Source organism: Deltaproteobacteria bacterium, from assembly GCA_026388415.1.
Classification (GTDB): domain Bacteria; phylum Desulfobacterota; class Syntrophia; order Syntrophales; family JACQWR01; genus JAPLJV01.
This window is the reverse complement of record JAPLJV010000030.1, coordinates 1-24,458: the sequence shown is the minus strand read 5'-3', so window position 1 is coordinate 24,458 and position 24,458 is coordinate 1. Positions and strand designations below refer to the sequence as shown.

The following is a 24,458-nucleotide window of genomic DNA, read 5'->3' as shown; positions in this document are numbered from 1 at the left end:
TATGCGGATGCGGTTGGCCTCGCGGGTTTCACGGTCATAGGGTTTCAGAGGGGACTCCAGGAAACGCATGCGTACAGTATCGGAATCGTCATGGGCGTGACTACGGGCGTGGTTGGCGGCATCCTTCGTGACGTGCTTTCGGGGGAGATACCGCTGATTTTTCGCCGGGAAGTCTATGCATCGGCGAGCTTATGTGGCGCGGTTCTGCTTGCGTTCCTGTATCATCTTCGGTTGCCAAGTCTTATCATCGTGTTGGTAGCCACCGCGGTCACTTTAGTGATTCGGCTTGCCGCTCTGCACTGGAATCTGGCTCTACCGACCCTCTGGCTCAAAGAAGGCGGAGAAAGTGCGACGGAAAGCGAACCAAAGGCTGGAGGGGACGATTAACAGCGCACCTTAGCCGCCCTGTCATGCTCTACTTCAAAAGGTACTCATTGATTCACATCGATACAGCCAAGCGAGGTTTTGGTGCATCCAATAGGCAGCGATGTTTTTTTGGATAAGCATTACGGATGGAACTCTGCCACCAAATCCAGACGACCGCCCTTCTCAACTTCAATCGGAAATAATCAGAAAACTGCTGAACTCTAACTTAACATATGGTACAGATACTCGGGGCAGGTCATTTGGCAAACAACTATAAGGAGGACGCTATGACAAAAAGAAAAAGAATTATAGTGATCGGCGGGTCAGCCGCAGGTCCCAAAGCAGCGGCAAAAGCCAGAAGAATAGACAACAATGCCGAAGTCGTTATCCTGCAAAAAGATGCTGATCTTTCCATGGCGTCGTGCGGTTATCCCTATTACATTGGCGGATATTTCAATGACCGCAACATGCTTTTATGTACGCCCACGGGCGTTGTGAGAACTCCGACGTTCTATCTGAACGCCAAAGACATCGATGCGAAAGTAAATACGGAAATCACAGCCATCGACCGGGAAAACCATTCCGTTTCGTTCAAGAATATTGCGACAGGAGAAACCGGCTCACTGACTTATGATAAACTCGTTATCGCCACCGGTTCTGTCTCTCAAATGCCGCCGGTGCCCGGTCTGGAACTCGAAGGCATTACAACCTTGAAATCCATGAAAGACAACGATTATCTGCGCAAAATTCGTGATGAAAAAAAAATAAAGAAAGCTGTAGTTATAGGCGGCGGTTTGATCGGCATCGAAACCTGTGAAGCGCTTCAACTTGCTGGTATCGAAATAACAGTGATTGAACTTCTGCCTCAAATGCTCACTTTTCTGGACTGGGAACTGGCCAAGCTCGTGGAAAACCATGTCAAAAGCAAAGGAGCTAATGTCATCACCGGCAACGGCGTAGCTGCCTTTATGGGTGAAAAAGGAAAACTGACGGCGGTAAAATTGCAAAACGGCATGGAACTGTCTTGTGAATTAGCGGTCGTGACCATTGGCGTCAGCCCCAACGTCAAACTGGCCAAAGAGGCAGGCTTGAAAATAGGAAAATTGGGCGGCATAAATGTCAACAAATACATGCAGACTTCCGACCCGGACATCTATGCCGTGGGCGACTGTGTTGAAACGGTGAACAGAATTACCCGCAAAAAGGTCCTGGCGCCCTACGGTGATTTGGCCAACCTTCAGGGACGTGTGGCGGGAGAAAACGCCGCTTCGGAAAATTGCATAGTATTTCCAGGAACGATTCAAACAGGTATCTGCAAGGTTTTTGATTATACCGCAGGCTCAACGGGACTCTCAGAGACAGCCGCAAAAAAATGGGGGCATTATGACATCATCACAGTAATCAACGCCAGTCCTGACAAACCCGGATACATGGAAGGTAAGCTCCTAGTCACCAAGCTCATCGCTGATCGAAAAACTGGTAAGTTATTGGGTGCCCAGTGCATCGGACCGGGCAACGTCAGCAAGCAAATAGCTCAGTGGGCGATGGCAATTCAAGGCAAACTGACTGTCGAAGATCTCATAAATGCGGATCTCCCTTATGCTCCGCCTTTTTCCCTAGCCATCGATCACTTCATCGCGACGGCGCACCTGATGCAAAATAAAATGAAAAACAGGCTCAAAGGCATCAGTTGCAAGGAAGTTCGGGGAAAAGTTCTCGCCAACGAAGAACCGTTTATTCTTGACGTGCGGGGACCTGATGAATTTGAACAGATACGCCTCGGCATCGGCGAGACTCTAATTCCCCTTGGTGCCTTGCGCAAGCGATTGAAGGAGCTTCCCGAAGATAAGAACAAAGAAATCATTTGTTACTGCAAGATTTCACTGCGCGGCTATGAAGCGGCGCTGGTGCTGGAAGGCAAGGGGTGGAAAAACGTCAAGGTCATGGAAGGCGGCATCATGGCCTGGCCGTATCCGAGGGGAAAATAAACACTTAATGCAATTTAAAAAGAAAGGTTTGAATTAAAATTACAGCCCCTAGACCGGACAAAGTTTAGGGGCTGTTTTATTTTAAAAAGAATATAGAATTAAAATTTTAAGAACAAGTGAAGGTGCTACAGTTCAAACGGAATTCATTGTTTTTTAAGATTTACTTTTTTAACGACTTGGTGATAGATGTGCAACTTCATTGATATGTTATCAAGATTGGCCCTATTGATAACCAATCAAAAGGTGGAGGGACCGTCGGCACAACTTACGGGGTAAAAGTTGCAGTTTTTTAAGGGTGATTTTTCTGGAAAGTGGGTTCGAGAACTGCCAAAATCCTCTTGACATACAAAGTCCGTCTCTATATACCTCCGCCATGCGAAAGCAACACCTTATCACTCAATCCAATGTAAATATCAGTTCAATATGCGAGTGCATGTCACCCGATGCAGAGAAAAGACTATTACGCAATTCTTGGGATCGCAAGAGACGCGCAAGAGAGCGAAATTAAAATCGCCTACAGGAAACTGGCCCTTAAGAATCACCCTGACACGAACAGGGATGATCCCCATGCCGAGGACCGGTTCAAGGAAATCAACGAAGCCTACGACGTTCTGAGCAATTGGGACAAACGGAATCATTACGATCTGCTCCGTGATTCCCTCACCGGAAGTTCTCCTTTCCGCCCTTCCACCTTTGATCGTTGGAACCACCCCTTTGAGACTGATTCTTTCTCGGGCTTTGGATGCAGAGGGGGAGGAATAGGGCGGGCATTGGGACGTAAGAGGAAAACCTTCCGGGAAACCGGAACACGCCCGGCTGGTTTCGCTCCCTATCAATCCGATCTCCACATCCACGATCTTTCCTTGAAATCAGACGAGGCCTTCGAGGGTACGGAGAGGGATATCCGGCTTCACATCGGCCAGGATACCCTAGTCTTCACCGTTTCCATCCCCGCTGGGGTCGAAAATGGCACCCTTCTGAGTTTCAAACGCCCCGTCGGGGAAAATCAGGAGATCGAGCTCCTGTTTCGCGTGACGATCGCGGAGTGACTAATTTGCCATGCCGGGGCAATAAATTTACTGATTATAGCTGGTAATCCTCACTTCAATTCCAAATCGAAAACTCAACATTTGTGTTAGATGCGCGGCTTCATTAATATTTTATCAAGCTCAGCCCTATTGATAACCAATCGAAAGGTGAAGGGTTGACCGTCGGCGTAATTACGGGCTGAAGTGTGGGAAAGCTTGACGGTGGATTTCCAGTTCGGGTAGCTGTTCCGCAACTCATGCGGATTCGCAGGTGTGCTCATCGCAGGTAAAGAACTTGTGGAATTTCGCGGGGAGTTCTTCGTACGAATGCGTCGCCGCAACACCGGAAAGGCTGACTGAATTAAAAGTGTGCCAATAAAGGACGCTCTTGCCGCGGAGCTCGCCACTACGCGCGGCATCCACGATGGCGGCGGCCGTCTTGCCGGTGTAAACCCCCTCAAGGTCCAGGCCCACGATTTCCTCAAACATCTTTATGGCTTCCTGGCCTTCAGGCGTCAACTTCCCATACATGCCCCCGTAGAACTTGTCCCTGTGGTCGAGGTCTTTCGGAAGAAAAATATTCTTCGGGAAAGAGCGGTCCATGAGGTGCAGCTTTGTGGAAGTTATCGTGGCAAGCTGTGAGACGAGGAACGCCGTTGCGAGGTCCGTGACCTGCACGCTGACGACGCGCGAATTCAACCCTGCGACGCGTGCGCCGAGGTTCAGTCCAGCAGCGGTTCCGCCCGATCCGCATGGGACGAAAATGTAATCCGGCTCAGGCAACAGTCCCTCACCTATCTGGCGGCGCAGCTCGAACGCCGCCTCGACATAGCCAATGGTGCCAAGTGGAGACGAACCGCCCGCCGGCACAAAATACATCGGATTGCCCTTGACCGCGTTCTCATCCAGCAGGCGCGACAACTCGCCGGGCAAGTTCGCATCGCCCTCCACAAGATGCAGCGCCGTGCCGAAGTGCGCGTACAATAGCAAACTCTTTTTTACGTGCGGAGTGACCGGCTGCGGCATAACGATGCCGTGTGTCTTCAGGCCCTGCGAATTTCCGTGCACCGTCGTCGCGAGAAGATGGTTCGACCCGATGCCGCCTATCGTCAGCATCGAGCCCAGGCCCTGCCGCACCACATCGGCTAAGATAAATTCGAGTTTGCGAACCTTGTTGCCGCCATAAACCGCGTTGGTCTTGTCATCGCGCTTGATGAACATGCGGCCTGTGCCGAGTTTTTCAGCCAAAGCCGGGACTTCCTCCACGGGCGTGGGCATGTTGCCGATACGCAACCATGGCAGCTCCCGGAGCTTTGGGAATTCATCAAAAATAACCGGTTTGTTCCATGTTGCGCTTTCCATCAATATATCTCCGTTCATTTCGAGGATTATTATAGTGCCGCTTGCAGATACTATTCCGAAGCGAGGTCCACCATGCGCATGAGGTCCAGCACCCTGTGCGAATCGCACTCGGCGCGGACCACGACATCGCCGTTGCCGTCGAGTATGTCTTTAGTGACCGTCTTGCCGATGAGATACGAAAGGCGGCGCACCTGCGTAGCTAAGACCACGCCGGACGGCCTGGCTGGTTCCCTCGGCTGGCCCGCCGAGGGAGGGATCTTTCGCGAATCGAGCTTCGGCTGCTGCGCGCCGCCGATTGATAAGATCTTGCTTCTGTATGAACTGAGGATACGGAAAGTTGTCTTGTATGTCAAGGAAGTATTAACACAAGCTGTTGTGGTGGGGTGGCATTTGATTCCGGTTACGTGGACAGGCCATACTGTCTCGCCTTGCCACATAAAGAAGGTCGTCACATTGCACCTTTCCTTCGATAATGCTCAGATTTTGCGATACAATGAAGGTGCATACTTGTAGGTGTTCTAACTGGTTAGTATATTACACTTTATCTTTGATTTTACCTGAGTATTACGGGATGAAAGTCGTAGTTGGCGGTTGCTTTCTACGATGATCGGGGATATTTGCACCTTACTGTAGTCAGTAAGCAGAAGGCCGTCGGTCCAGTTGACCGTATCGCCAGCCCCCGCTTTTCGATGTAAAATAGACCCCAAATATCCCTTGACAAGCAAAAACAGCCCCCCTATAATTTCGCCCATTGAAAGCAATACCTTATCATAAAATGACCAGCAAGGGGGTCTGCCAATGGAACTCGCATTTAACGACAAACGGCTGCTCGGCTTCTTCGACAAGGACTTCGCACGCTGCATGGGCTTCCTGAAGCAGGTCCGCCCGGGCACGCTCAAGGACTCGGCGAAAGTTAAGGAGTACCAGGACCTTGGCGATCGTCTCCGCGAACGCCTCAAGCCGATTCCGCAGCAGGACCACCCCGAAGTGCAGCAGCGGCGGCAACAGATCGCGCAGTACGACGCCATGCTGGCTGCTGCTATAGGCGACGGCGCCACCCCCGCGGCACCAGCAGCGCTAACCTCTTCGGCCCCCTGCACGCCAGCCGTGCCGGAGCCCCCTCCCACCGCACCCGTGAAGCCCGCCGGCGACGCGTTGCGCTCCTTTGCCTCGCTGTACAACCGCTGGATGATGTACTTGAAGGCCGAGCGCCCACAGAACCTGGCCAAGCCGCCGATTCTCCAGAAGTACCGTGCCGCCGGCGCCGAGATGGAGGCCGCGATCGCCCAGGTCGCGGACCCCGTTGCCCCGGAGGCGCAAGCCGCCCGCGAGCAGGTGGCCGCTTACCTGCGGACAATCGACGAGATGGTTGCGACCGCTTCGGCGATGTTGAGTCCCGACGACGCCCACCGGGTGGGGCGGTTCCGCGGCGAGCACGCGACTGCCATCGCCGAGCTGCGCGCATGCGATCGGACGGTCCTGGGTGCCGACGGCTGCGACGGCACGTTCCACTCGACCTCGAAGCGCCTCCACGACATGCTGGCGCCGGTCGAGAACGTAGACCACCCCGATGCCAAGGCTGCCTACGCGGCGCTCGCTGAGTTTGACGCGCTCTTGGCGGAGAAGACCGAGACCAGCAAGGTGCAACTCGCCGACCTGCTCGTCAAGGGCGAGCTGTTCACCGCGGTTACACAGCACATGGGCGCCTTCGAGGTGCCGACGTTCCCGCCCCGTATCTCCGCCGATTGCAACGACGACGACGTGGCACGCTTCGCGAACGGGCTGCTGGAGTGGCAGCACCGCCTCGAGACAACCGTCCCCTACTTCGAGAACGTCCTGCGCTGGGCGCCCGCCATCGACACGGACGTCTTGCTACGGGACAAGGTGCGACGGTTCCTGTCCGACAAGCCGCGCATCCTGCGCGAGGCCAGCACCGGCGTGATCGCGGACTGGCAGGCCGTTGCAGACAAGGCGCTCGCCATCTGTCCCGAGGAGATGGACAAGGGAGTGCTGGCGGATGGTGCGCGCGACGCCACCCAGACGCTCGAAGCCGGGGTGGTTGCGGCGCACCGGCTGGCGTTGTTTACTGGGGCGTTCAATGGCAAGCAGGACACGGCGAGAGACACTGTGCTCGCCGACCTCCAGGCGCGGGCGACTTCTATGCGCCCCTTGTGCGCGAAGGCAGCGGAGGAACGGCTGCGCAACGCCCGCCTGCCCGAGGCGTTGGACTACCCTGACCTGCTCGAGATCGCGCAGCGCCTAATCAAGCGCCCCACCGAACGGGTCGTGATCACGCGGGAGCTCCAAAGCCACGAGCGCGAGCGGGAGTCCGGCGCCTTCGTGTACTGGGAGAACTACGACGTGTTCTGTGCCCATGCCGCGATCAAGGAAGACGACGGCACGTACAGGATCTACGAGTACGGCTTCTACTATATGCGCGCAGGCAGCCCAGGGACCATCCTGAAGGAGTGGGACATCGACGTGGTCTGGCCGGGGCAGGCGATCCTGTTCGAGAACATCCACCTGCCGCCGCTCTCGACAGGCTGATCGGCTAGGTCCCTGCGGCGACCGACTGGTGGGCCGAGTCGTTCACGCCGTCGATTCTTGACAAATAGCATATGCTAGCTTGCTTGGGTGCCTTGAGGGGGAGTGTACCGCATGAGGCATGAAGATTTTTTCTATAACCGTTCCACGCAGTATATCGAGTCAGTTGATGCTGAACTTTATGAGGAAATTTCTGATGTAGTCTTCTGTGAAGAATCAAAGGGCGGAGCTATACTTGAGAATGAGTATGCCGTTGCCGTATTAGATGGGTTCCCAGTGTCCGATGGGCATACCTTGGTCATTCCCAAGAGGCACTTTGCCGATTATTTTGACATTACAGAGAAAGAGCAACAGGCCATCAATAATTTAATCCGAGTCAGGAGGAAGTGGTTGCTGGAGGAAGATAAAACCGTACTCGGATTTAATGTAGGAGTAAATGCGGGAGCAGCTGCAGGTCAAACCGTATGGCATTGCCACATCCATCTTATACCAAGAAGACATGGTGATACGCCAAATCCGAGAAGCGGCGTCAGGCGGGTTATCCCCCTGAAGGCGAACTACGAGCCAGGTAAATGAAAAAAGTAACGGCAGCAATATTAGTGCATAATGGGAAGATACTGATTGCCAAAAGGAAGAAAAATGACCCATTGAAAGGAAAATGGGAATTTCCGGGAGGCACAGTAGAATATGGAGAAACTCCCGAAAAGTGCCTCAGGAGGGAAATAAAGGAAGAACTGGATATTGATATTGATGTCGGCGAATTTTTTGGCGAGAGCATCTATCAATATGACTATGGCTCCATTCAATTATTGGCATACAGGGCCTACTGGATAACTGGCGAAATAGGACTAATGGAGCACGACGATTACGAATGGGTTCATATAGACCGTCTTAACCAGTATGATTTGGCCCCTGCTGATATACCCCTTGCCGAGAAAATAATGAAATATGATTCCCTTGACTTCTCAACTTATTAGGGCCACAAGGAGACATATTTGAATAAGGCATTGTCAATCTGTTAACGACCATTTGAACCCTTTGAAAAGGGTGACGTCACGGAGAGATTATTGAAACCCTGTTTCTGAAAAGAGACCGGGTTTTGTGTTCTACGGAAGAAACTAGGCTACTCGATTCAAATGGCGGGTGAATATGTCTGTCTATCGAATAATCTTCACAGTGTGTTTTGCACTTGTTCTTTCTTCCTGTGCGACAACGCCTGTTCTTACTGTGAAGGGTGATATATCTAGGGAAATTAAGCAAAAAGCTCCCGCAGTGGGTAAAGTAGATATTTCTCCGGATGGAAGTTATGTCTTATCGGGTGGCATGGATTCTTTTATCCTTTGGGACGTTCTTCACGGGAAAAAAATGCAAACTTTCTCTCATGAAGGTTTTATGACTTGGCCAATTGCTATCGCTTTTTCACCTGATGGAAAATATTTTGCTTCCGGCGGCAAAGGGACAAAACTTTGGGATTTAGTCACAAGGCAAGAAATAAGGACATTTGATGAAGGGATAGGTGCCTCTATAAATTTTTCTCCGGACGGGAAATATTTTATACGTGGCGGCCCTCCTTCTAACTTGGCGAGTCCATTTGGTACTAAAATTCCGACCATGAAAATCTTTGATGTAGCAACAGGAAGGGAAATTAAAGATTTTAAATTACAAAACTTTGTTCAGTCTGTTGTATATTCCCCGGATGGCAAACATGTTTTAACCGGCGACAGTGAAGGTCAAATGGACTTATGGGATACATTATTGGGGAAGTCTGTAAGAAGGGCTGTAGTAATCGAAAAGAAATTTTTAGATCCCCCTCGTAATGTATGGTCTGTCTCTTTTTCTTCAGATGGTGAGTATGCCTTGTCCGGCGGACAAGATAATAGCGTTATATTGTGGAATGCAAAAAATTTAACGCAGATAAAAAAATTCATCGGACACACAGGAATGAATGGCATTAGCTCCGTAGTTTTTTCGCCGGATGGTAAATATGCTTTGTCAGCGGGCAGTGATAGTAAGGTGAAAATCTGGGATTTAGCATCTGGAACTGATTGGAAAGTTTTCGCCGGACATACCGGAATGGGTGCTTCTGCAAAATTTTCCCCCGATGGCAAACACGTCATTTCCGCAGGAGATGCTTCTATAAGAATATGGAATGTTTCCACTGGCGAGGAAGTTGTTTCCATGATTGCTTTTGAAGACGGCGAATGGATCGTTACCACACCAAATGGTTATTACAACTCCTCTCCCAAAGGCGACCAGTATCTCAAGGTGAAAATCGGCGGTAAGGAATGCAGCACAGAGCAACTGCGAGAAAGTTTCTACCGTCCCGACCTTGTCCAGGTCGCTTTTTCCGGCGGGTCTTTGAAGAAACTCAAAAACGTGGCGGATGTCAAACCGCCGCCGGTTGTGGCGATAGTGGATACGCCCAAAAGTATTGACAAAAGCGATGCCGCCATCACTTTGAAAATCACCGATGCCGGCGGCGGGATTGGCGATATAAGACTGTATCTGAATGGTTCCGCCGTGATGCTGGACAGTGCCCGAGGCGTAAAAATCGTCGCGTCCAATCAGGGCGAAATCAATAAAACCTATAAACTGAAACTTTCCAGTGGTGTGAACGTCATCAAGGCCATTGCCTTTAATGCCGACAATACGATGCAGAGCACAGACGCTGTTCATGAAATAACAGCAGCATTCAAAGCCATCGGCAAACCTTCTCTTTATGCCCTGGTCATTGGCATTAACGACTATAAAAACCCTAGACTTCAACTTAATTATGCCGTAGCCGATGCAACTCTATTTGCCAATACCCTAAAGAAAGGCGCTTCAGCTCTTTTTGACAAGGTAGAAGTAAAAAAGCTTTCTTCCAAAGAAGAGACGACAAGGGAAAACATCTTGAAAGAACTTACGGCCATGCAGTCTTTAAATCCGGATGACCTGTTTGTCTTATATGTGGCCAGCCATGGCACAGTGGACGATGGAGAATATTTTCTCATCACCTCAAATGTAGGATCAACACGGACGGAGAGACTCAAGAGCGACGCCATTGGTCAGACGGTATTCAAGGAACTTATCGGTAATATCCCGGCCACAAAAAAGCTGATCATCATTGACACCTGCAATGCGGGCGCTTTGGGTGAGGCAATCCAGGTGGCAATGATGACGCGCGGCATGAGCGAGGACACGGCGATGAAGATCCTGAGCCGGGCAGTGGGATCAACCATCCTTTCGGCATCTACTTCCATTCAGGAAGCCTTGGAAGGCTATCAGGGTCACGGATTGTTTACTTACGTGCTGGCAGAAGGATTGAAGGGAAAAGCCGACAAGGGGAATACCGGTTATGTGAGGACAACAGAACTTGCCGATTATGTGGACAATGAAGTGCCGACCCTTGCCGAGAAGATATTCAAGAAAGCTCAGTATCCCACGATATCAATAAGCGGGCAGGCCTTCCCGATTGGAAAGGTGAGGTAAAATTTGCTCCACGGCAAAAGAGGGGGATCGGACGCATTACGCGGACAACAAGATTTCATTTCGTAATCGACAATATCTGGACTTTTCAAAGTTATTTAGTAGTAGGAGGTGGAGTTATCGACGGAACAATTCGGATTTTCTCGTGTTTTATCCGAGCATTTCCAGTTGAAAGTCGCAACCTCAGGGGGGATGGTTTTACCGGTTGGTGATTGCCAGAATGCCTTCCTGAAAGAGAGCGCTCAACTATTTTTGAGGGAATGCGTACTTTCAAATAGTATTCATTTTTGCTGTTGCCCTTTATTGCCGCAAAATACCAAATCGTAGAAGTTCAATAGTTCTGATTTCTGATGTTATGCCCTTTTTTGATTCTTAACGAAAAGGGATAGGATGAACGCAACAACGGAAAATACCATGGAGGGATATTAATTGTTGGGCTTTGGGAGAAGGAACAATGAAACGTATATTAATGTTATTGTGTTTGTTCTTAACTGGATGTGTTGGCATCCCTGAGCACGTAAAACCCGTTAACAACTTCAATATTGAGAAATATCTTGGGAAATGGTTCGAAATCGCGAGGTTGGATCATTCATTTGAACAGGGTCTGACCAGGGTAACAGCAGAATATAGTTTGCGGGATGACGGCGGCGTCAAAGTAATAAACCGTGGTTATTCTTCAAAAGAGAATAAATGGAAAGAAGCCACAGGGAAGGCTTATTTCGTTAGAGGAACAGCTCAAGGTTATTTGAAAGTTTCCTTCTTCGGGCCCTTCTATGGTTCTTACATTGTCTTTGAGCTCGACCATGAGAATTATCAATATTCACTCGTATGCGGCCCTGACAAATCATATCTATGGCTTCTGGCCAGAACCACCAAAATAGACCAGGATAAAAAGAATATCCTCATAGCACGAGCGGCAGCATTGGGTTTTGACACAAGCAAATTGATATTTATCGATCATCAATAGTCGCCCAACATTTCAAACCTAAAGGGAGAGATTTCGAAAGAGATTAAAGCAGAAAGCATGAGAGTGTCGGAATTCTTTACACTTTTTTTCAAAAATAGTCATTAAGTATTAATCGCTAGTAAAGCTATTTACAATATATCATAGGAGGTTACGCATGGCTTCCTGAAGTCAAGCACGTCGGAATTTGCATTCTGAACCATATACCCTAAAACACTATCTTTTCCCCCATATCATCGCAAGTTTCATAGTCAAAGATGATCTCTGTATCTTAAATATATTGACAGCGTTGTTTTAAGTTGTTACTTATTCAAGAGACATATATATTATAGTTTATAATTATTGAAACTATAAAATGATGGGAGGAGAATGAATGAAAGAAATATTTGAACTCCAGGCCGACGTCTGTAAAATTTTTGCCAATGCCATTCGAATAGAAATTATAAATATACTAAAAGATGGAGAAATATCGGCGAACGAATTGATTGAACTGACAGGTTTGCTTAAAGCCAACCTCTCGCAGCACATGGCGATCCTGAAAGCAAAGGGGGTTATCTTGTCCAGGCGGGAAGGGAAAAAAATGTATTATCGCATTGCCAACCCCAAGATTATTCAGGCGTGCAATTTGATGAGGGAAGTTCTTGTGGAGCAAATCGAGGGAAAAAGACGGATTGTTTCTATAGGTGTTAAGCAATAGAATTGATATCCGAACTAAGCTTTTTAAAATCGCGGCCTTGTTACGGAAAAAAGTATTTCACACACCACTCTGAGGGCGGGTTTGTTGTATAAGAGCAAAAAATACTCCGGGAAAAGGAGGTGATGTCGGATGACATACTCAGAGATGGGCCGTTTGTTGGCAAAAATAGATCATGAAATTAAATTTGAAACAAAAGGAGAACCCATGAAGAAAATTCACAAAGCATTACTATTCATCAGCATTATTGCCGCGGTATTTATCAATACCAGCGCCTTCGCAACCAACGGGATGAGACTGATCGGCTTTGGCCCCATCCAAAATTCCATGGGAGGGGTAAGCGTAGGACTTCCGCTTGACTCCGCCGCGGTGCTCTCTAATCCCGCGGGGATGAGCACTCTGCCGGGACGGATTGATTTCGGCGCCTCGTATTTTAAGCCTTCAGTGGAATATAAAGCGACCGGAGCTGCACCGGGGATGGTCGCTTCCGATGGGAAAACGATAAATTCGGACCGGGGGGCCTCCCCGATACCGGCGTTCGGGCTGGTCATGCCGCTCAACGACAAGATGAAATTTGGCCTCGGCGCATACGGCGTCTCTGGCATGGGCGTCGATTACGTAAGCAATCTCTACAGCGGCGTTACCTACACCGCCTACTCGCAGATGCGTTTCGCGCCCGGACTTTCCTACAAGATCAACGACATGGTTTCCATCGGCGCGACCGTCAACGTAATGTACGCCACGATGGAGTTTAACGCGGGAGGCGCTACGCAGCAGCCGCACATGGGTGCCTCTTCGATGGGTTATGGGGCAACCTTAGGCGTGATGGTGAAGCCGATAGATATGCTACAGGTGGGGCTCGCGTATGAAACCAAGAGTTCGTTTCAGGACTTCTCCTTCAATACGCCGGCCGGTACCGACAAGCTCTCCTTCGATCAGCCCCAGGTCGCCACGATCGGCTTTGGATTTAAACCGATCGCACCGCTGTTGATCGGATTTGACGTCCAGTGGATCCGCTGGTCCGAGACCAACGGGCAGAATCTGCCCAAATACGCCCAGAACGGAAGCGGGGCTATGCCCTGGAACATGGACTGGGATAACCAGATGGTCTACAAGCTTGGCGTGCAATACACCGTGAATCCGACGGTAGCGCTGCGAGCCGGCTATAACTACGGCAAGATGCCACTCAACAAGGATCGAGCATTTGAAAACATCGCCTTTCCTGCAATCGCAGAGCAGCACTTCACCGCGGGGATCGGTATTAATTTAACCAAACAATTCACGTTGAACTTCGGAGGCGTGTATTCGCCCTCCGCAACACTAACGGGCTCCAACGCCGGATTTCCGCCGGCGGGCCAGGCCATCAATTCATATGAAACAAGTATGTCGCAATATTCGATCGACACGGGACTTTCATACGTATTTTAAGCTTATAAGACTGGTGCGGTGGTGAATCACCGCCGCACCAGTCGAATTAACCTCATGCCCTTTGCCGGAGTGTAAAAAAAGTCGCGGACCAGCCCGGGCCGCCAAAAAGGAGTAATCTGCATGACGAAACTAAACAATGCCTTGATTGAGTACCTTAAGAATACATTTCAGGATCGCGTGACGTTCGATGACGTGGAGCGAATGCTCTATGGCCACGATATCGCCGCCATGCCGAGCCTAATCAAGCCCCTCATCGGAAATACCATCCCGGATGCCGTTGTGCAGCCGGTAAGTGAAGAAGAATTGCAGAAGCTGGCATCCTGGGCTGCCGAGAACCGGATTCCGCTCACCCCGCGGGGCAAGGCCTCTTCGGGTTACGGTGGGGTCCTGCCCGTGGAGCAGGGAATTGTGGTGGATTTCTATCATCTTAAGAAGATTATCTCCATTGACAAAGAAAAGTTGACCGCAACAGTCCAGCCCGGTATCGTATGGGAGAAACTCGACCGCGAGCTGAAGAAGCAAGGCCTGACGCTGCTTACCTACCCCTCGAGCTATCCGGGTTCTACCGTGGGCGGCTGGCTTGCCCAGGGAGGTGCGGGCTTTGGATCCTATGAAGCGGGCTGGTTCCGGGACACGGTACTTTCTGCTCGCGTAGTCCTGCCGGACGGCACCGTACAAGTATGCGCGGGGCAAGAGCTCGACATGATCAGTGAGGCGGAAGGTATCACCGGCCTGATCAGCGAGATCACTATTCGCATTCAGCTTGATGAAGCGATGGACTTGGTTTCCATCGGCTGCTCGCATGCCCATGATCTACAGAAGATGATGGAGGCGATGCACGCGGAAAATCTTCCCATCTGGTCGCTCGTCTTCATCAACCCGCGTATGGCGGAAATGAAGAACCAGGCGCCGCTCATGGAGCACATGGGCCACCCCGCGGAGGAGCGGGTGCTTCTCCCCGCGTCCTACATCACCACGCTTACTTTCCGCACCAAGGATCGCGAGAAGGTCATGGACGGCCTGAACAGGATCGCCAAACAGAGCGAGGCAGAGATCCTGAGTGACAAGATCGCGCACCACGAGTGGAAGCATCGCTTCAAGCTCATGGTGGTCAAGCGCCTCGGTCCCAGTCTGGTGCCTGCCGAGGTCGTCATCCCGCTTTCCTCTTTCGGCGACTTTATGACCAAGGTGGAAAAGACCATACGGCAGCCGGTCGTTAAGGAGGGTGTAATGATCCGAAATTCGCCCTCTGGCAAGCCGGAGATAGTGATCCTCGGATTTATTCCCGGTGATGAGCGGGCTTTCAACTACAACTTCGTGTTCGCCCTGTCCCTCTCCATGATGAGGCTGGCAGAGAAGCACGGCGGCCGCGCCTATGCCACCGGACTCTACTTCTCGCCCAAGGCCAAGGATGTGCTCGGCAAGGACCGCCTTGTCAAGCTCACGGCATTCAAAAAAAAGGTGGACCCCAAAGGCATCTTGAATCCCGGGAAGGTGCTCGGAGGCAAGTTAATCGGGATGGCCGTAGCGCTCGGGATTATGCTTGAACCGCTGATCCGCCCCTTCGGCAACGCCGTCTTCACCAAGGTGGGAGAGAGGCCAACAGCGGATGTTCGCGACATCCCCGCAGATGTGGCCTGGTATGCTCATAGCTGCTCCCAGTGCGGCTACTGCGTGGACGAGTGCGATCAGTTCTACGGCAGGGGCTGGGAGAGCCAGAGCCCCCGGGGCAAGTGGTACTGGCTGCGAGAGTACATGAAGGGCAAGCAGGAGTGGACCCAGAAGATGGTGGATACCTTCCTCGTCTGCACAACCTGCGAACTCTGCAATATACGCTGTTCTGCGGCTCTGCCTATTGAACCCTCCTGGATGAAGCTCCGCGGCAAACTCATCCACGAGGAAAAGAAGATGACCTTTCCGCCTTTCGAGATGATGGCCGAGGCCACCCTGAAAGAAGGGAATATATGGGCCGGTTATCGCAAGGATCGCTCGGCGTGGTTCCCCGAGGATCTGAAGGAAAAGCACGGCCCCGGGAAGAAGGCCAAGGCCGCCTACTTTGCCGGCTGCACTGCGAGCTACGTGGAGCCGGACATCGGCATGGCGAGCGTACGGCTCTTGGATGCAGCTGGGGTGGATTTTACATATGTGGGCAACAAGGAAAACTGCTGCGGTACCCCCATGCTCGTTGCCGGAAAGTGGGAGGTGTTCGAGGAGATCATGCGCCGAAACATTCGGGCCGTCAAGGATGCGGACGCCGAAAGTGTGATTACCTCATGCCCGGCCTGCGACATGATGTGGCGGCATGTATACCCAGTCTGGGCCAAAAAGTTAGGCATCAATTATGATATCAAGTCCAGACACTACAGCGAGGTCCTTGCAGAGAAGATAAAAAAAGGTGAGTTCATCTTCCCGGACATGGGCAAAGTGCCGGTCACCGTGGCCTGGCACGACTCATGCCATATGGGTCGCGTCTCAGGCGTGTACGAGCCGCCGCGAGACCTCATCAAGGCCATTCCCCATGCGAAGTTCGTGGAGATGGATCACAATCGCCAGGAGGCATACTGCTGTGGCAGCGTGCTCACCCTGATCAAGGATCCGCCAGTGGCTGCCGACATTGGAGAGATGCGCCTGAATGAAGCCCTGGAAGCAGGCGCGAGCACCGTGTTAGCACTCTGCCCCTGCTGCGAATTCCAGCTCCGGGTAAGTGCGGACACTAAGAAAATGCCCATAGAGATCGTGGACCTGGCGCATTTCGCCGCATCAGCACTGGGCTACGACTTCCCGGACCCCAATCCCGAGGTCAAGCGGCAGTGGGCTGTGTTCGAGGCCATGATCGCGCTGATGACGCCGCAGGGTTTTGCGAACCTGATGTCCACCATGTGGCCCGAATTGATCAATGCCATGCCATTCGGCATGGGGCCCATGATGCGGATTATGGGAAAGATCCCGGGTGCGCTCAATCTGATGAAACCAATGTTCCCGATCCTCTTCCCGAGACTGCTTCCGATGATGATGCCGAAGGTCATGCCTACAATGCTTCAGAGGGTAGCCGACCGCGTCCCCATGCCCGACTACATGCTGGAGCAGATGCCGGCACTCATGCCTAAGGTCATGAACAATCTCATGCCCCACATGATCGGCGACCTTGTCCCTCTGGTGACCCAGCCGATGATTGACTATCTGTGCGGGAAACGAGTATGAACATGAAAGACATTAAAAAAAAGACAGAGGCGATTGGGAAATACTGAACCGCCCCTGTCCTTTTTCACCTCACTAAAACCTCCTCGTGAGAAGTAGTACGCTCTATTACGATTGGCAGGAATTGAACCGCATCTTTTATCCCCACAATGCAGGGATGATTAGACGGTGTTTCCGTTTGTTTCTTTCGGTAATCATGATTATTTACTCATGCTTCTCTGCAACGCCTTGTGGAGACAATTCTTGATGTACACCCGTTTTCCAGGGAATTACACCGTTGACTGCCACTTGAAAGCTGGCAAAAATCTCGACAGCATATACGCCCCCCTGTTCTGCCCGGCAGCTCTCGCCGCTTGCCACAAAATAAAATATTTAAAAGCGAACCCTTAAGGTTGTAGTAAAAGGATCTTCTGAACTCAGCCAAGGAAGGAGGTTGCGCTAAACATGAGAGCAGGGCGAACTTTACTATTGCATGTAATTATTGATATATTCCACGGCCCGCCTGATTCTCTCCGTCACCTTGCTTTTACCGAGTGTGAGCATCACCTCGTCCAGGCCGGGACTCACCGTCTTGCCCGTCAGGGCTACCCGGAGGGACTGGGCGATGAACTTGAGCTTCGTATCCATGCTTACCGCAAGGTCCCGCAGCAACGTCTCGATACCTTCCTTGGTATATTCCGGCAGCGCGGGAAGGCCCGCGGCGATCGCTTCCAGATGGCTTACGGCAGCAGCGGGCAAGGCTTTAATTGCTATCTCGTCGAAGGTAACCGGCTCCTGAAAGTAAAAGGCGGCCGCTGCGGCCATCTCGACCAGAGTCTTGGCACGGACATGGAGGTCCTTGACGACCTGGGCAGTAAAGGATCGCTCGGGATTGACAATTCCTGACTGGGCCAGAAATGGTTCTATCTCCGTCGTCAAGCGCTCGATGGGAGAAGTCTTGATGTAATGCTGATTCAGCCAGAGCAGTTTTTCCGGGTTGAAGACGGCGGCCGCCTTGCCCACTTGCCCCAGCTCAAAGAACTGCACGAGTTCCTCAGGGGAAAATATCTCCTGATCGCCATGCGACCACCCTAACCGGACCAGATAATTGACTAAGGCCTCCGGCAGATAGCCCATCTCCTTATAAGCCATCACCGAGGTAGCGCCGTGTCTTTTGCTGAGCCGCGTTTTATCGGCGCCCAGAATCATGGGCACGTGCCCGAAATGGGGAATGGGATGCCCCAGCGCCTCGTAAAGCAGGATTTGCCGCGGCGTATTGTTCAGATGGTCATCGCCGCGGATGACGTGGGTGATGCCCATCTCGGCGTCGTCCACCACGACGGCGAAATTATAGGTCGGGTAACCGTCGCTCCTTTCAATGACGAGGTCATCGAGCTCTTCGTTATTGAAGGTCACCACGCCCTTGATCAGGTCCCGGACCACCGTGGTCCCGGCCTGGGGGCAGCGAAACCGGACGACGGCGCCCGGCCCTTTCCCAAGCTGCTTCTCACGACAGGCGCCGTCGTACTTGGGCTTTCGTTGTGCCGCCAGGGCGCGCTTGCGCTTTTCCTCCAGCTCTTCAGGCGTGCAAACGCAATAATAGGCCTTGCCGGACCGGATCAGTTCCTGCACCTTTTCCCGGTGCAGCTCAACCCGCTCGGCCTGGAAGTAAGGCCCCTGATCCCAGTTCATGCCGAGCCAGGTCATGGCATCGAGAATGGCCTGCGTTGACTCCTCGGTAGAACGGGCCTGATCCGTATCCTCTATCCGCAAGATAAACTGCCCCTGGTGATGTCGGGCATAGAGCCAGTTAAACAGGGATGTCCTGGCCCCCCCGATGTGCAGGTAACCGGTGGGCGACGGCGCAAATCTCGTAATGACCTTTTCTTCCGACAGCATATTTATTACCTTTCGCTATAGTTGACAACCTCGTCAAAAGTCGTCGCACCGGTGAAAACCGGTGTCCAGTATTTTTGTAACGCGTTGAAATTTCTGGATTCCGGTTTTCACCGGAATGACGTTTTTGGGGCATTTTCGACTTTTGGCGAGGCCATCATGACCTCGGGATGAAGCGCCTTGACCATGGCCTCCAGGCCATCCACAATCCGGGGCGAGGCGCGATCAATTAAATCCGTGTCTATGATAATAAGCCTGTTATCCCGGACCGCTGGTATATTCGGCCACTTACGCCACTGGCCCCAGACGCTGGTGACATCTTCGGCATACTTCATGGAGGAAAAGAGGATCACCTCGGGCTCTTGCGCCACTACCTCCTCCACGCTGTAACGTGGATAGAGGGTTTTTTCCCGGCCGGCGATATTGACGCCTCCGGCCAGATTAATCAACTGGTTGTGCAGGGTGTCCCGGCCCACGGTGATGAGCGGTTGGCCACCGACCTGAAAGAACACACGCACTTTCTTCTGCGCGGCGACCAGCGCCGTCAGATGCTTAACCCTGTTTTGCAGATCAGCCGTCAGCTTACGGGCGACTGTTTCCTTTCCTGTAATCAAGCCTACCTGCAGCACAACGGCCAGTATCTCGGCCAGCGTTTTCGGGTTGGTAACATAAACCGGAATGCCCAGCGACTCCAGCTTGGCCACCGTCTCCTGCCTGTTCCCGTCGGCGGTGCCGATTACCAGGTCCGGATTCAAGGAAATGATCTTCTCCACGGAGATATTCGTGAAGCCGCCGACACGCGGTTTCAACCGGGCCGCCTCCGGGTAGGTGCAGAAAGTCGTTACGCCGGCAATCTCTTTATCCAGTCCCAGGGCATAAAGAGTCTCTGTAATGCCGGGAGCGAGGGAGACGATTCTTTGCGGGAAAGAAGCGATGTTGACCTTTCTGCCCAAGGCATCGTGGAAAACGGTGGCAGCGACAGGAACCGGCGCGAAAGAAATACCTAACAGTAATAAAATAACGTTTATCTTCCGGGCATTTGCTCTCATAGGGAGAATTTCAGATCTCCGATATCGCTGCCATCATGTCCCGATTCAGCTCCAGGATCTTCTCGCGGATATCCGTCTGTTCCACCCAGGTCTTGTTCTCCAACTGACCCCGCCGGGCCTGCAACTGAGCCATCTTGGCGTCGAGCTCACCGAAGATGTAAGCCCAATCAATGCGGGGGGCCGCTTTTTCTGGATATTTCACCCGCTTGAGCTCAGCGCCCGGCTTCAAGGTTACCTCTTCCAGGTAGTCGGGGATGAAAACCTGAAATTTGAAACGTTCCCGGATCAGGTTGGCCAGTACCTGCTGGGATGTCTGCTCGCCGTGGACCAGAAATAACTGCATGCCGGGATTCTGGAAGTGGGAAAGCCAATCCATGAGTTGGGTTTGCCCGGCATGGGCGGAAAAGCCGTTGATGGTAAATATCTTGGCTTTCACGGCAATTTCTTCCTGAAATATCTTCACTTTTTCCGCGCCGTCCACGATCTTGCGCCCCGTGGTGCCCTGCGCCTGGAAGCCCACAAAGACGATGCTGGCGCCCGGACGCCAGATGTTATGCCGCAAGTGATGCTTGATCCGGCCGGCGTCGGCCATGCCGCTGGCCGAAACCACCACCGCCGCGCCGGGGTTATTGTTGATGGCCATTGATTCCTCGGTGGTCTGGGTAAAATGCACCTGCGGCAGATCGAGAGGATTCTCGCCTTTTTTAAGCAGGTTCTTGTAGTTATCATCAAGATAATCCGCATGACGCCGGAATATTTCCGTCGCCTTGATGGCCAGGGGACTGTCCACGAAAACCGGCATATCGGCCGGCAAGCGGCCATCCTTGTTCAGCATGTGGAGCGAGTAAATAAGTTCCTGCGTCCGCTCCAGGGCAAAGGCCGGAATAATTACCTTTTCCTTGTTTTTGTAGCTGTAGGCAATCGCCTCTGCCAATTCATCAAGGCTGTCCGCCTCATTCTTGTGATTCCGGTTGCCGTAAGTTGATTCCATGAAAAGGAAATCAGCGGTATTTTCAATGCTGGGGTCTTTTACCAGGAGCTGGGCAGCCCGTCCGATATCACCGGAAAAAACCAGTTTGGACGGAGCGCCGTTTTCCTCAACCCAGATTTCCAGCATTGCCGCACCCAGGATATGGCCGGCGTCCCGGAAATTAATTTTAAGCCCGGGAAAGGGAGAGAAGGGGCTTTCATAAGTAACGGCTTTAATGAGGGGAAAAGTCAGGGCGGCATCCTTCTGGGTGTATAAGGCATCGAGATTGTTATCACCGTGACGGGCGCGTTTCTTGCTCTTCCACTGCGCCTCCATTTCCTGAATATGGGCGCTGTCCAAGAGTATGATTTCCAGCAGATCTTTCGTGGGGGGTGTAGTATAGATGGGGCCGCGGAATCCCTCCTTCACGAGGCGCGGCAAGAGGCCGGAATGGTCAATATGCGCATGGGTAATGAGGCAAAATTCGATCGTTTTTGGTGCATAGGGCTCCATGTCCCAGTTACGTTTCTCGATCTCCATATTACCCTGGTGCATCCCGCAATCCACGGCAAACCGGTGGCCGTTGGTCTCCACGACATAACAGGAACCCGTAACGGTCTTCGCCGCTCCCATAAATTTTATCTTCATGCACTGACTCCTTTTCAGCGATATTGGTTTACCTCGGCGTCACTATCCCATCGGCGGAAAAATTGCAAATCCTTTGTAAGCTTGAAGATACCGGATGCCGAATAAAAACAGCTTGCATTTATAGAAATAATTATTTATCCTTATGCCGATTTAAGTTGCAGTCAGTGTTTGTAGCATCAGAGGATGGGAATGTAAGCCGCTTAAAAACCTGTCAGGGCATGCGGTTCTTTTCACGCAAACGGACTGCCAGCCGAATAGTTCGGCAATATTTTCAACGGTTCCCAGGAGGAACCAAAGTAAGAGGAGGACGAAAGATGGCAGAAGGAACAGTAAAATGGTTTAATGATTCAAAGGGGTTCGGCTTTATCGAGCAGGACGGGGGCAAAGACGTTTTCGTACATCATTCCGCCATCCAGGCCGAGGGCTTCAAGTCGTTGGCCGAGGGTGACCGGGTTAGCTTTGATGTTGTCCAAGGCGCTAAAGGTCCGGCTGCGGAGAATGTTCGCAAGCTGTAGTACTTAAATTAAGACAAGACGACAGCGATAGAAAGCTTTAGCCTCTCAGAAGAAGTAAAAATTCTACTGAGAGGCTTTTGTTTATTACCAATTGCCGCTTGGCTTTTCTAAACCGGTTGCCAGATGCAAAAAAATGTAACGCTCAGAAGGGTAATCAGAATTTGCGCCCTGCTTTCCCTGGTCTTGGTAGCTGTGCTGTGCTTATCCCTCGTGACGGGAAGTGTGCAGATCGGTATGTGGCGGGGGATCAAAGGGATTCTTAATCTCTGGCAGGCGGGGACGGACCGCTTGACTCCCCTGGAAATGACCATCATCTTTTCCCTGCGGTTGCCCAGGGTCATTTTCGCCGGCATCATCGGCGCATCGCTTGCTCTGGTGGGTACGGTGTTTCAAGCCCTGCTCCGCAATCCTCTGGCCGATCCTTACGTCCTGGGCATTTCCGGCGGTTCAGCCGTGGGCGCAATTATCGGCATCGTAATCGGAGCCCCGGCCCTTACCGGCGGAGCCGCCGTCATGGCCTTTGGGGGCGCCATGGCGGCCATTTTTCTTGTCTTCGGGATTGCCGGCAAGGAACAAACATTGCCGACCCAAACCTTACTGCTGGCCGGGGTGATCGTCAACGCCTTCTTTTCCGCCTTGATCATGTTCTTAGTCTCCCTGAGCAGTCGCAACGAGCTGCACAATGTGCTGTTCTGGCTCATGGGGGACCTGTCCCTCGCCTCGCGTGGGGAAATTATGCTGGCCGGTATCTCTCTCGCGGCGATATCCGCCTTTATCTATCGCGACTCCAAGGCCCTTAATCTGCTGGTCATGGGGGAAGAGACAGCCCTGCAACTGGGCATTAATGTGGAAAAAACCAAGAAACGCCTTTTTTTTGCCGCCTCGCTGCTGACGGCCGTGGCCGTTTCTGCCAGCGGCATCATCGGCTTCGTGGGCCTGCTGGTTCCTCACATGATGCGTCTGCTTTTCGGTGCCGACCACCGCTTATTGCTGCCTGTCACGGCGCTCTTCGGCGCCTCGTTTCTCGTCGCGGCCGACAGCGTGGCCCGCACCATCACGGCGCCCACGGAACTGCCGGTCGGGGTCATCACGGCGCTCTGCGGCGCCCCCTTTTTTATTTATCTGCTAAGGAAAAGAACCATCTAAATCGTTTTTATGACGGATATTGTTGTTCATCTCTCTGCGGCGGCCGTCGTCTTACTTCATCAATACTTCCACCTTGGCCCGGTCATTCAGTGCTTTAACCCATTCGTCCCTGGTGAGCCCCTTTTCCTGAGTGCCTTTGGCAATGACTCTGGTAATCAGCGCTTCCTCTTCCACCCATTTTTCAAAGTTGGCAATACTCATGGCGTGACCCTTCAGAAACTCCTCGAAATCTTTATCGGAAAGATTCATGGCCTCTTTTATGCTGCTTATCTTATCCTTGATTTCTTGGGGAGAAACAACAATCTTTTCCTTTGCTGCCTCGGTGATCAATATTTTGTCCCGAATCATGGCCTTCAAGACCTGTCTTTTCAGATCCGCCAGGACTGATTTACCTTCGGGACCAGTGAAATCGGTTTTGGCGCTTTGCCCGTAAATCTTTTTATACGTATCGAGTTTCTGGTCAACATCCCCCTGGAATATCTTTTCACCATTCACGATGGCAGCGACCGACGTGCCATCCTTAAAAGGGTTGGGAACCATGCCGGAAAAAAGGAGCAGCGCCGCACCGCCCACCACGACTAAGAACACGGCCAGGATAGCATAGATTCTGTTGCCGCTTTGACGCGCTTCCGGCGCGGAGGTTTGCTCCACCGTTAGCTCCTGACCGGCATCCAAATTCTGACCACATTCTCCGCAGACCGCAACCCCATTTCCCAGGGGGGTCTCACAATGGGGACATTTGTAATTTTCCATTTTATTACCTCATGATTTTTTTATTATGATGGCGGGCCTTTGCCACAAGATGAACGGAAAGTAAAGGTAATTATTCAGAAGTGCAGGCTGCGACTTGCCTGCGCTGACGCAATTAGGGCGGCCAGTCTCTCTGTCGCCTGACGTGGGTCGCAAGCGGCGCAAATAGCCGATACTACGGCCAGGCAGTCAGCGCCCGCCCTGATTGTAGCGGCGGCATTTGCTTCATTGATGCCGCCGATGGCTACCAGCGGATGGCGCGAATAAGCCTTGATTTTGGCCAGTCCGGAAAGCCCCCAGCATCCTTTGGTATCCGTTTTGGTCGGCGTCGGAAAAATGGGGCTTACTCCGAGGTAGTCAACATCCTGTTCCTGAGCTCGGACCACATCTTCCCAGCATTCCACAGAAAGGCCGATTACGGCGCTCCTGCCGAGCAATTTTCTGGCCAGGGAACACGGCATGTCG

20 protein-coding genes are annotated in these 24,458 nt (G+C 52.0%); 13 read left to right on the top strand and 7 right to left on the bottom strand.

The window, feature by feature from the left end; genetic code table 11:
* The 3 genes from NT140_07025 to NT140_07015 all read left to right on the top strand — a co-directional run.
* Positions 1-387: TRIC cation channel family protein (locus NT140_07025; protein ID MCX5831624.1), on the top strand; the 387-nt coding region annotated here is incomplete at its 5' end.
* A gap of 266 nt (positions 388-653) precedes the next feature.
* Complete coding sequence (locus NT140_07020) at positions 654-2,354, top strand: FAD-dependent oxidoreductase (GenBank protein ID MCX5831623.1); 1,701 nt, start codon at positions 654-656, stop codon at positions 2,352-2,354.
* A 443-nt stretch (positions 2,355-2,797) separates the two neighbouring features.
* Entirely contained in the window at positions 2,798-3,403 is a 606-nt protein-coding gene (locus NT140_07015) for a DnaJ domain-containing protein (protein ID MCX5831622.1), read from the top strand.
* A gap of 234 nt (positions 3,404-3,637) precedes the next feature.
* On the opposite strand, the gene NT140_07010 is transcribed toward NT140_07015, so the two are convergent.
* Both NT140_07010 and NT140_07005 read right to left on the bottom strand, forming a co-directional pair.
* Entirely contained in the window at positions 3,638-4,744 is a 1,107-nt protein-coding gene (locus NT140_07010; protein MCX5831621.1) for a pyridoxal-phosphate dependent enzyme, read from the bottom strand.
* Between the two features lie 50 nt (positions 4,745-4,794).
* On the bottom strand, positions 4,795-5,196 hold the full coding sequence (locus NT140_07005) for a hypothetical protein (protein ID MCX5831620.1): 402 nt from the start codon (positions 5,194-5,196) through the stop codon (positions 4,795-4,797).
* A 346-nt stretch (positions 5,197-5,542) separates the two neighbouring features.
* Here NT140_07005 and NT140_07000 point away from each other — a divergent pair, with 346 nt between their 5' ends.
* The 8 genes from NT140_07000 (at position 5,543) to NT140_06965 (ending at position 17,043) form a co-directional block, all read left to right on the top strand.
* Positions 5,543-7,291, top strand: a complete 1,749-nt coding sequence (locus tag NT140_07000) for a hypothetical protein (GenBank protein ID MCX5831619.1) — start codon at positions 5,543-5,545, stop codon at positions 7,289-7,291.
* A gap of 111 nt (positions 7,292-7,402) precedes the next feature.
* Positions 7,403-7,864 (top strand): HIT family protein, encoded by a 462-nt coding sequence (locus NT140_06995; protein MCX5831618.1) that lies wholly within the window; start codon positions 7,403-7,405, stop codon positions 7,862-7,864.
* On the top strand, positions 7,861-8,265 hold the full coding sequence (locus NT140_06990; GenBank protein ID MCX5831617.1) for a (deoxy)nucleoside triphosphate pyrophosphohydrolase: 405 nt from the start codon (positions 7,861-7,863) through the stop codon (positions 8,263-8,265). Before NT140_06995 ends, NT140_06990 begins: the two co-directional genes overlap by 4 nt.
* A gap of 172 nt (positions 8,266-8,437) precedes the next feature.
* A complete protein-coding gene (locus NT140_06985) occupies positions 8,438-10,759 on the top strand; it encodes a caspase family protein (GenBank protein ID MCX5831616.1) in 2,322 nt (773 codons plus the stop codon).
* Between the two features lie 451 nt (positions 10,760-11,210).
* Positions 11,211-11,723: a lipocalin family protein gene (locus NT140_06980; protein ID MCX5831615.1), complete on the top strand. Its 513-nt coding sequence runs from the start codon at positions 11,211-11,213 to the stop codon at positions 11,721-11,723.
* Between the two features lie 370 nt (positions 11,724-12,093).
* The gene (locus NT140_06975) at positions 12,094-12,417 is read left to right on the top strand and encodes a metalloregulator ArsR/SmtB family transcription factor (GenBank protein MCX5831614.1); all 324 of its coding nucleotides are present in this window, start codon (positions 12,094-12,096) and stop codon (positions 12,415-12,417) included.
* A 129-nt stretch (positions 12,418-12,546) separates the two neighbouring features.
* Positions 12,547-13,842 carry an outer membrane protein transport protein gene (locus NT140_06970; GenBank protein MCX5831613.1) on the top strand — a complete coding sequence of 432 codons (1,296 nt, stop codon included), beginning with the start codon at positions 12,547-12,549 and terminating at the stop codon, positions 13,840-13,842.
* Positions 13,843-13,962: 120 nt separating this feature from the next.
* Entirely contained in the window at positions 13,963-17,043 is a 3,081-nt protein-coding gene (locus NT140_06965; protein MCX5831612.1) for an FAD-binding and (Fe-S)-binding domain-containing protein, read from the top strand.
* Positions 17,044-17,505: 462 nt separating this feature from the next.
* On the opposite strand, the gene gltX is transcribed toward NT140_06965, so the two are convergent.
* The 3 genes from gltX to NT140_06950 form a co-directional block, all read right to left on the bottom strand.
* Positions 17,506-18,918, bottom strand: a complete 1,413-nt coding sequence (gene gltX, locus NT140_06960; protein ID MCX5831611.1) for a glutamate--tRNA ligase — start codon at positions 18,916-18,918, stop codon at positions 17,506-17,508.
* A gap of 107 nt (positions 18,919-19,025) precedes the next feature.
* Positions 19,026-19,964, bottom strand: a complete 939-nt coding sequence (locus NT140_06955) for a cobalamin-binding protein (GenBank protein ID MCX5831610.1) — start codon at positions 19,962-19,964, stop codon at positions 19,026-19,028.
* Between the two features lie 10 nt (positions 19,965-19,974).
* Positions 19,975-21,582 carry an MBL fold metallo-hydrolase gene (locus NT140_06950; GenBank protein MCX5831609.1) on the bottom strand — a complete coding sequence of 536 codons (1,608 nt, stop codon included), beginning with the start codon at positions 21,580-21,582 and terminating at the stop codon, positions 19,975-19,977.
* 314 nt (positions 21,583-21,896) lie between these two features.
* Between NT140_06950 and NT140_06945 the strand changes: the two genes are divergently transcribed.
* Both NT140_06945 and NT140_06940 read left to right on the top strand, forming a co-directional pair.
* Positions 21,897-22,097, top strand: a complete 201-nt coding sequence (locus NT140_06945; protein ID MCX5831608.1) for a cold-shock protein — start codon at positions 21,897-21,899, stop codon at positions 22,095-22,097.
* 123 nt (positions 22,098-22,220) lie between these two features.
* Positions 22,221-23,243, top strand: a complete 1,023-nt coding sequence (locus NT140_06940; GenBank protein MCX5831607.1) for an iron chelate uptake ABC transporter family permease subunit — start codon at positions 22,221-22,223, stop codon at positions 23,241-23,243.
* A gap of 51 nt (positions 23,244-23,294) precedes the next feature.
* Here NT140_06940 and NT140_06935 read toward each other — a convergent pair whose 3' ends face one another.
* A complete protein-coding gene (locus NT140_06935; protein MCX5831606.1) occupies positions 23,295-23,996 on the bottom strand; it encodes a SurA N-terminal domain-containing protein in 702 nt (233 codons plus the stop codon).
* Between the two features lie 74 nt (positions 23,997-24,070).
* Positions 24,071-24,458: thiamine phosphate synthase (locus NT140_06930; protein MCX5831605.1), on the bottom strand; the 388-nt coding region annotated here is incomplete at its 5' end.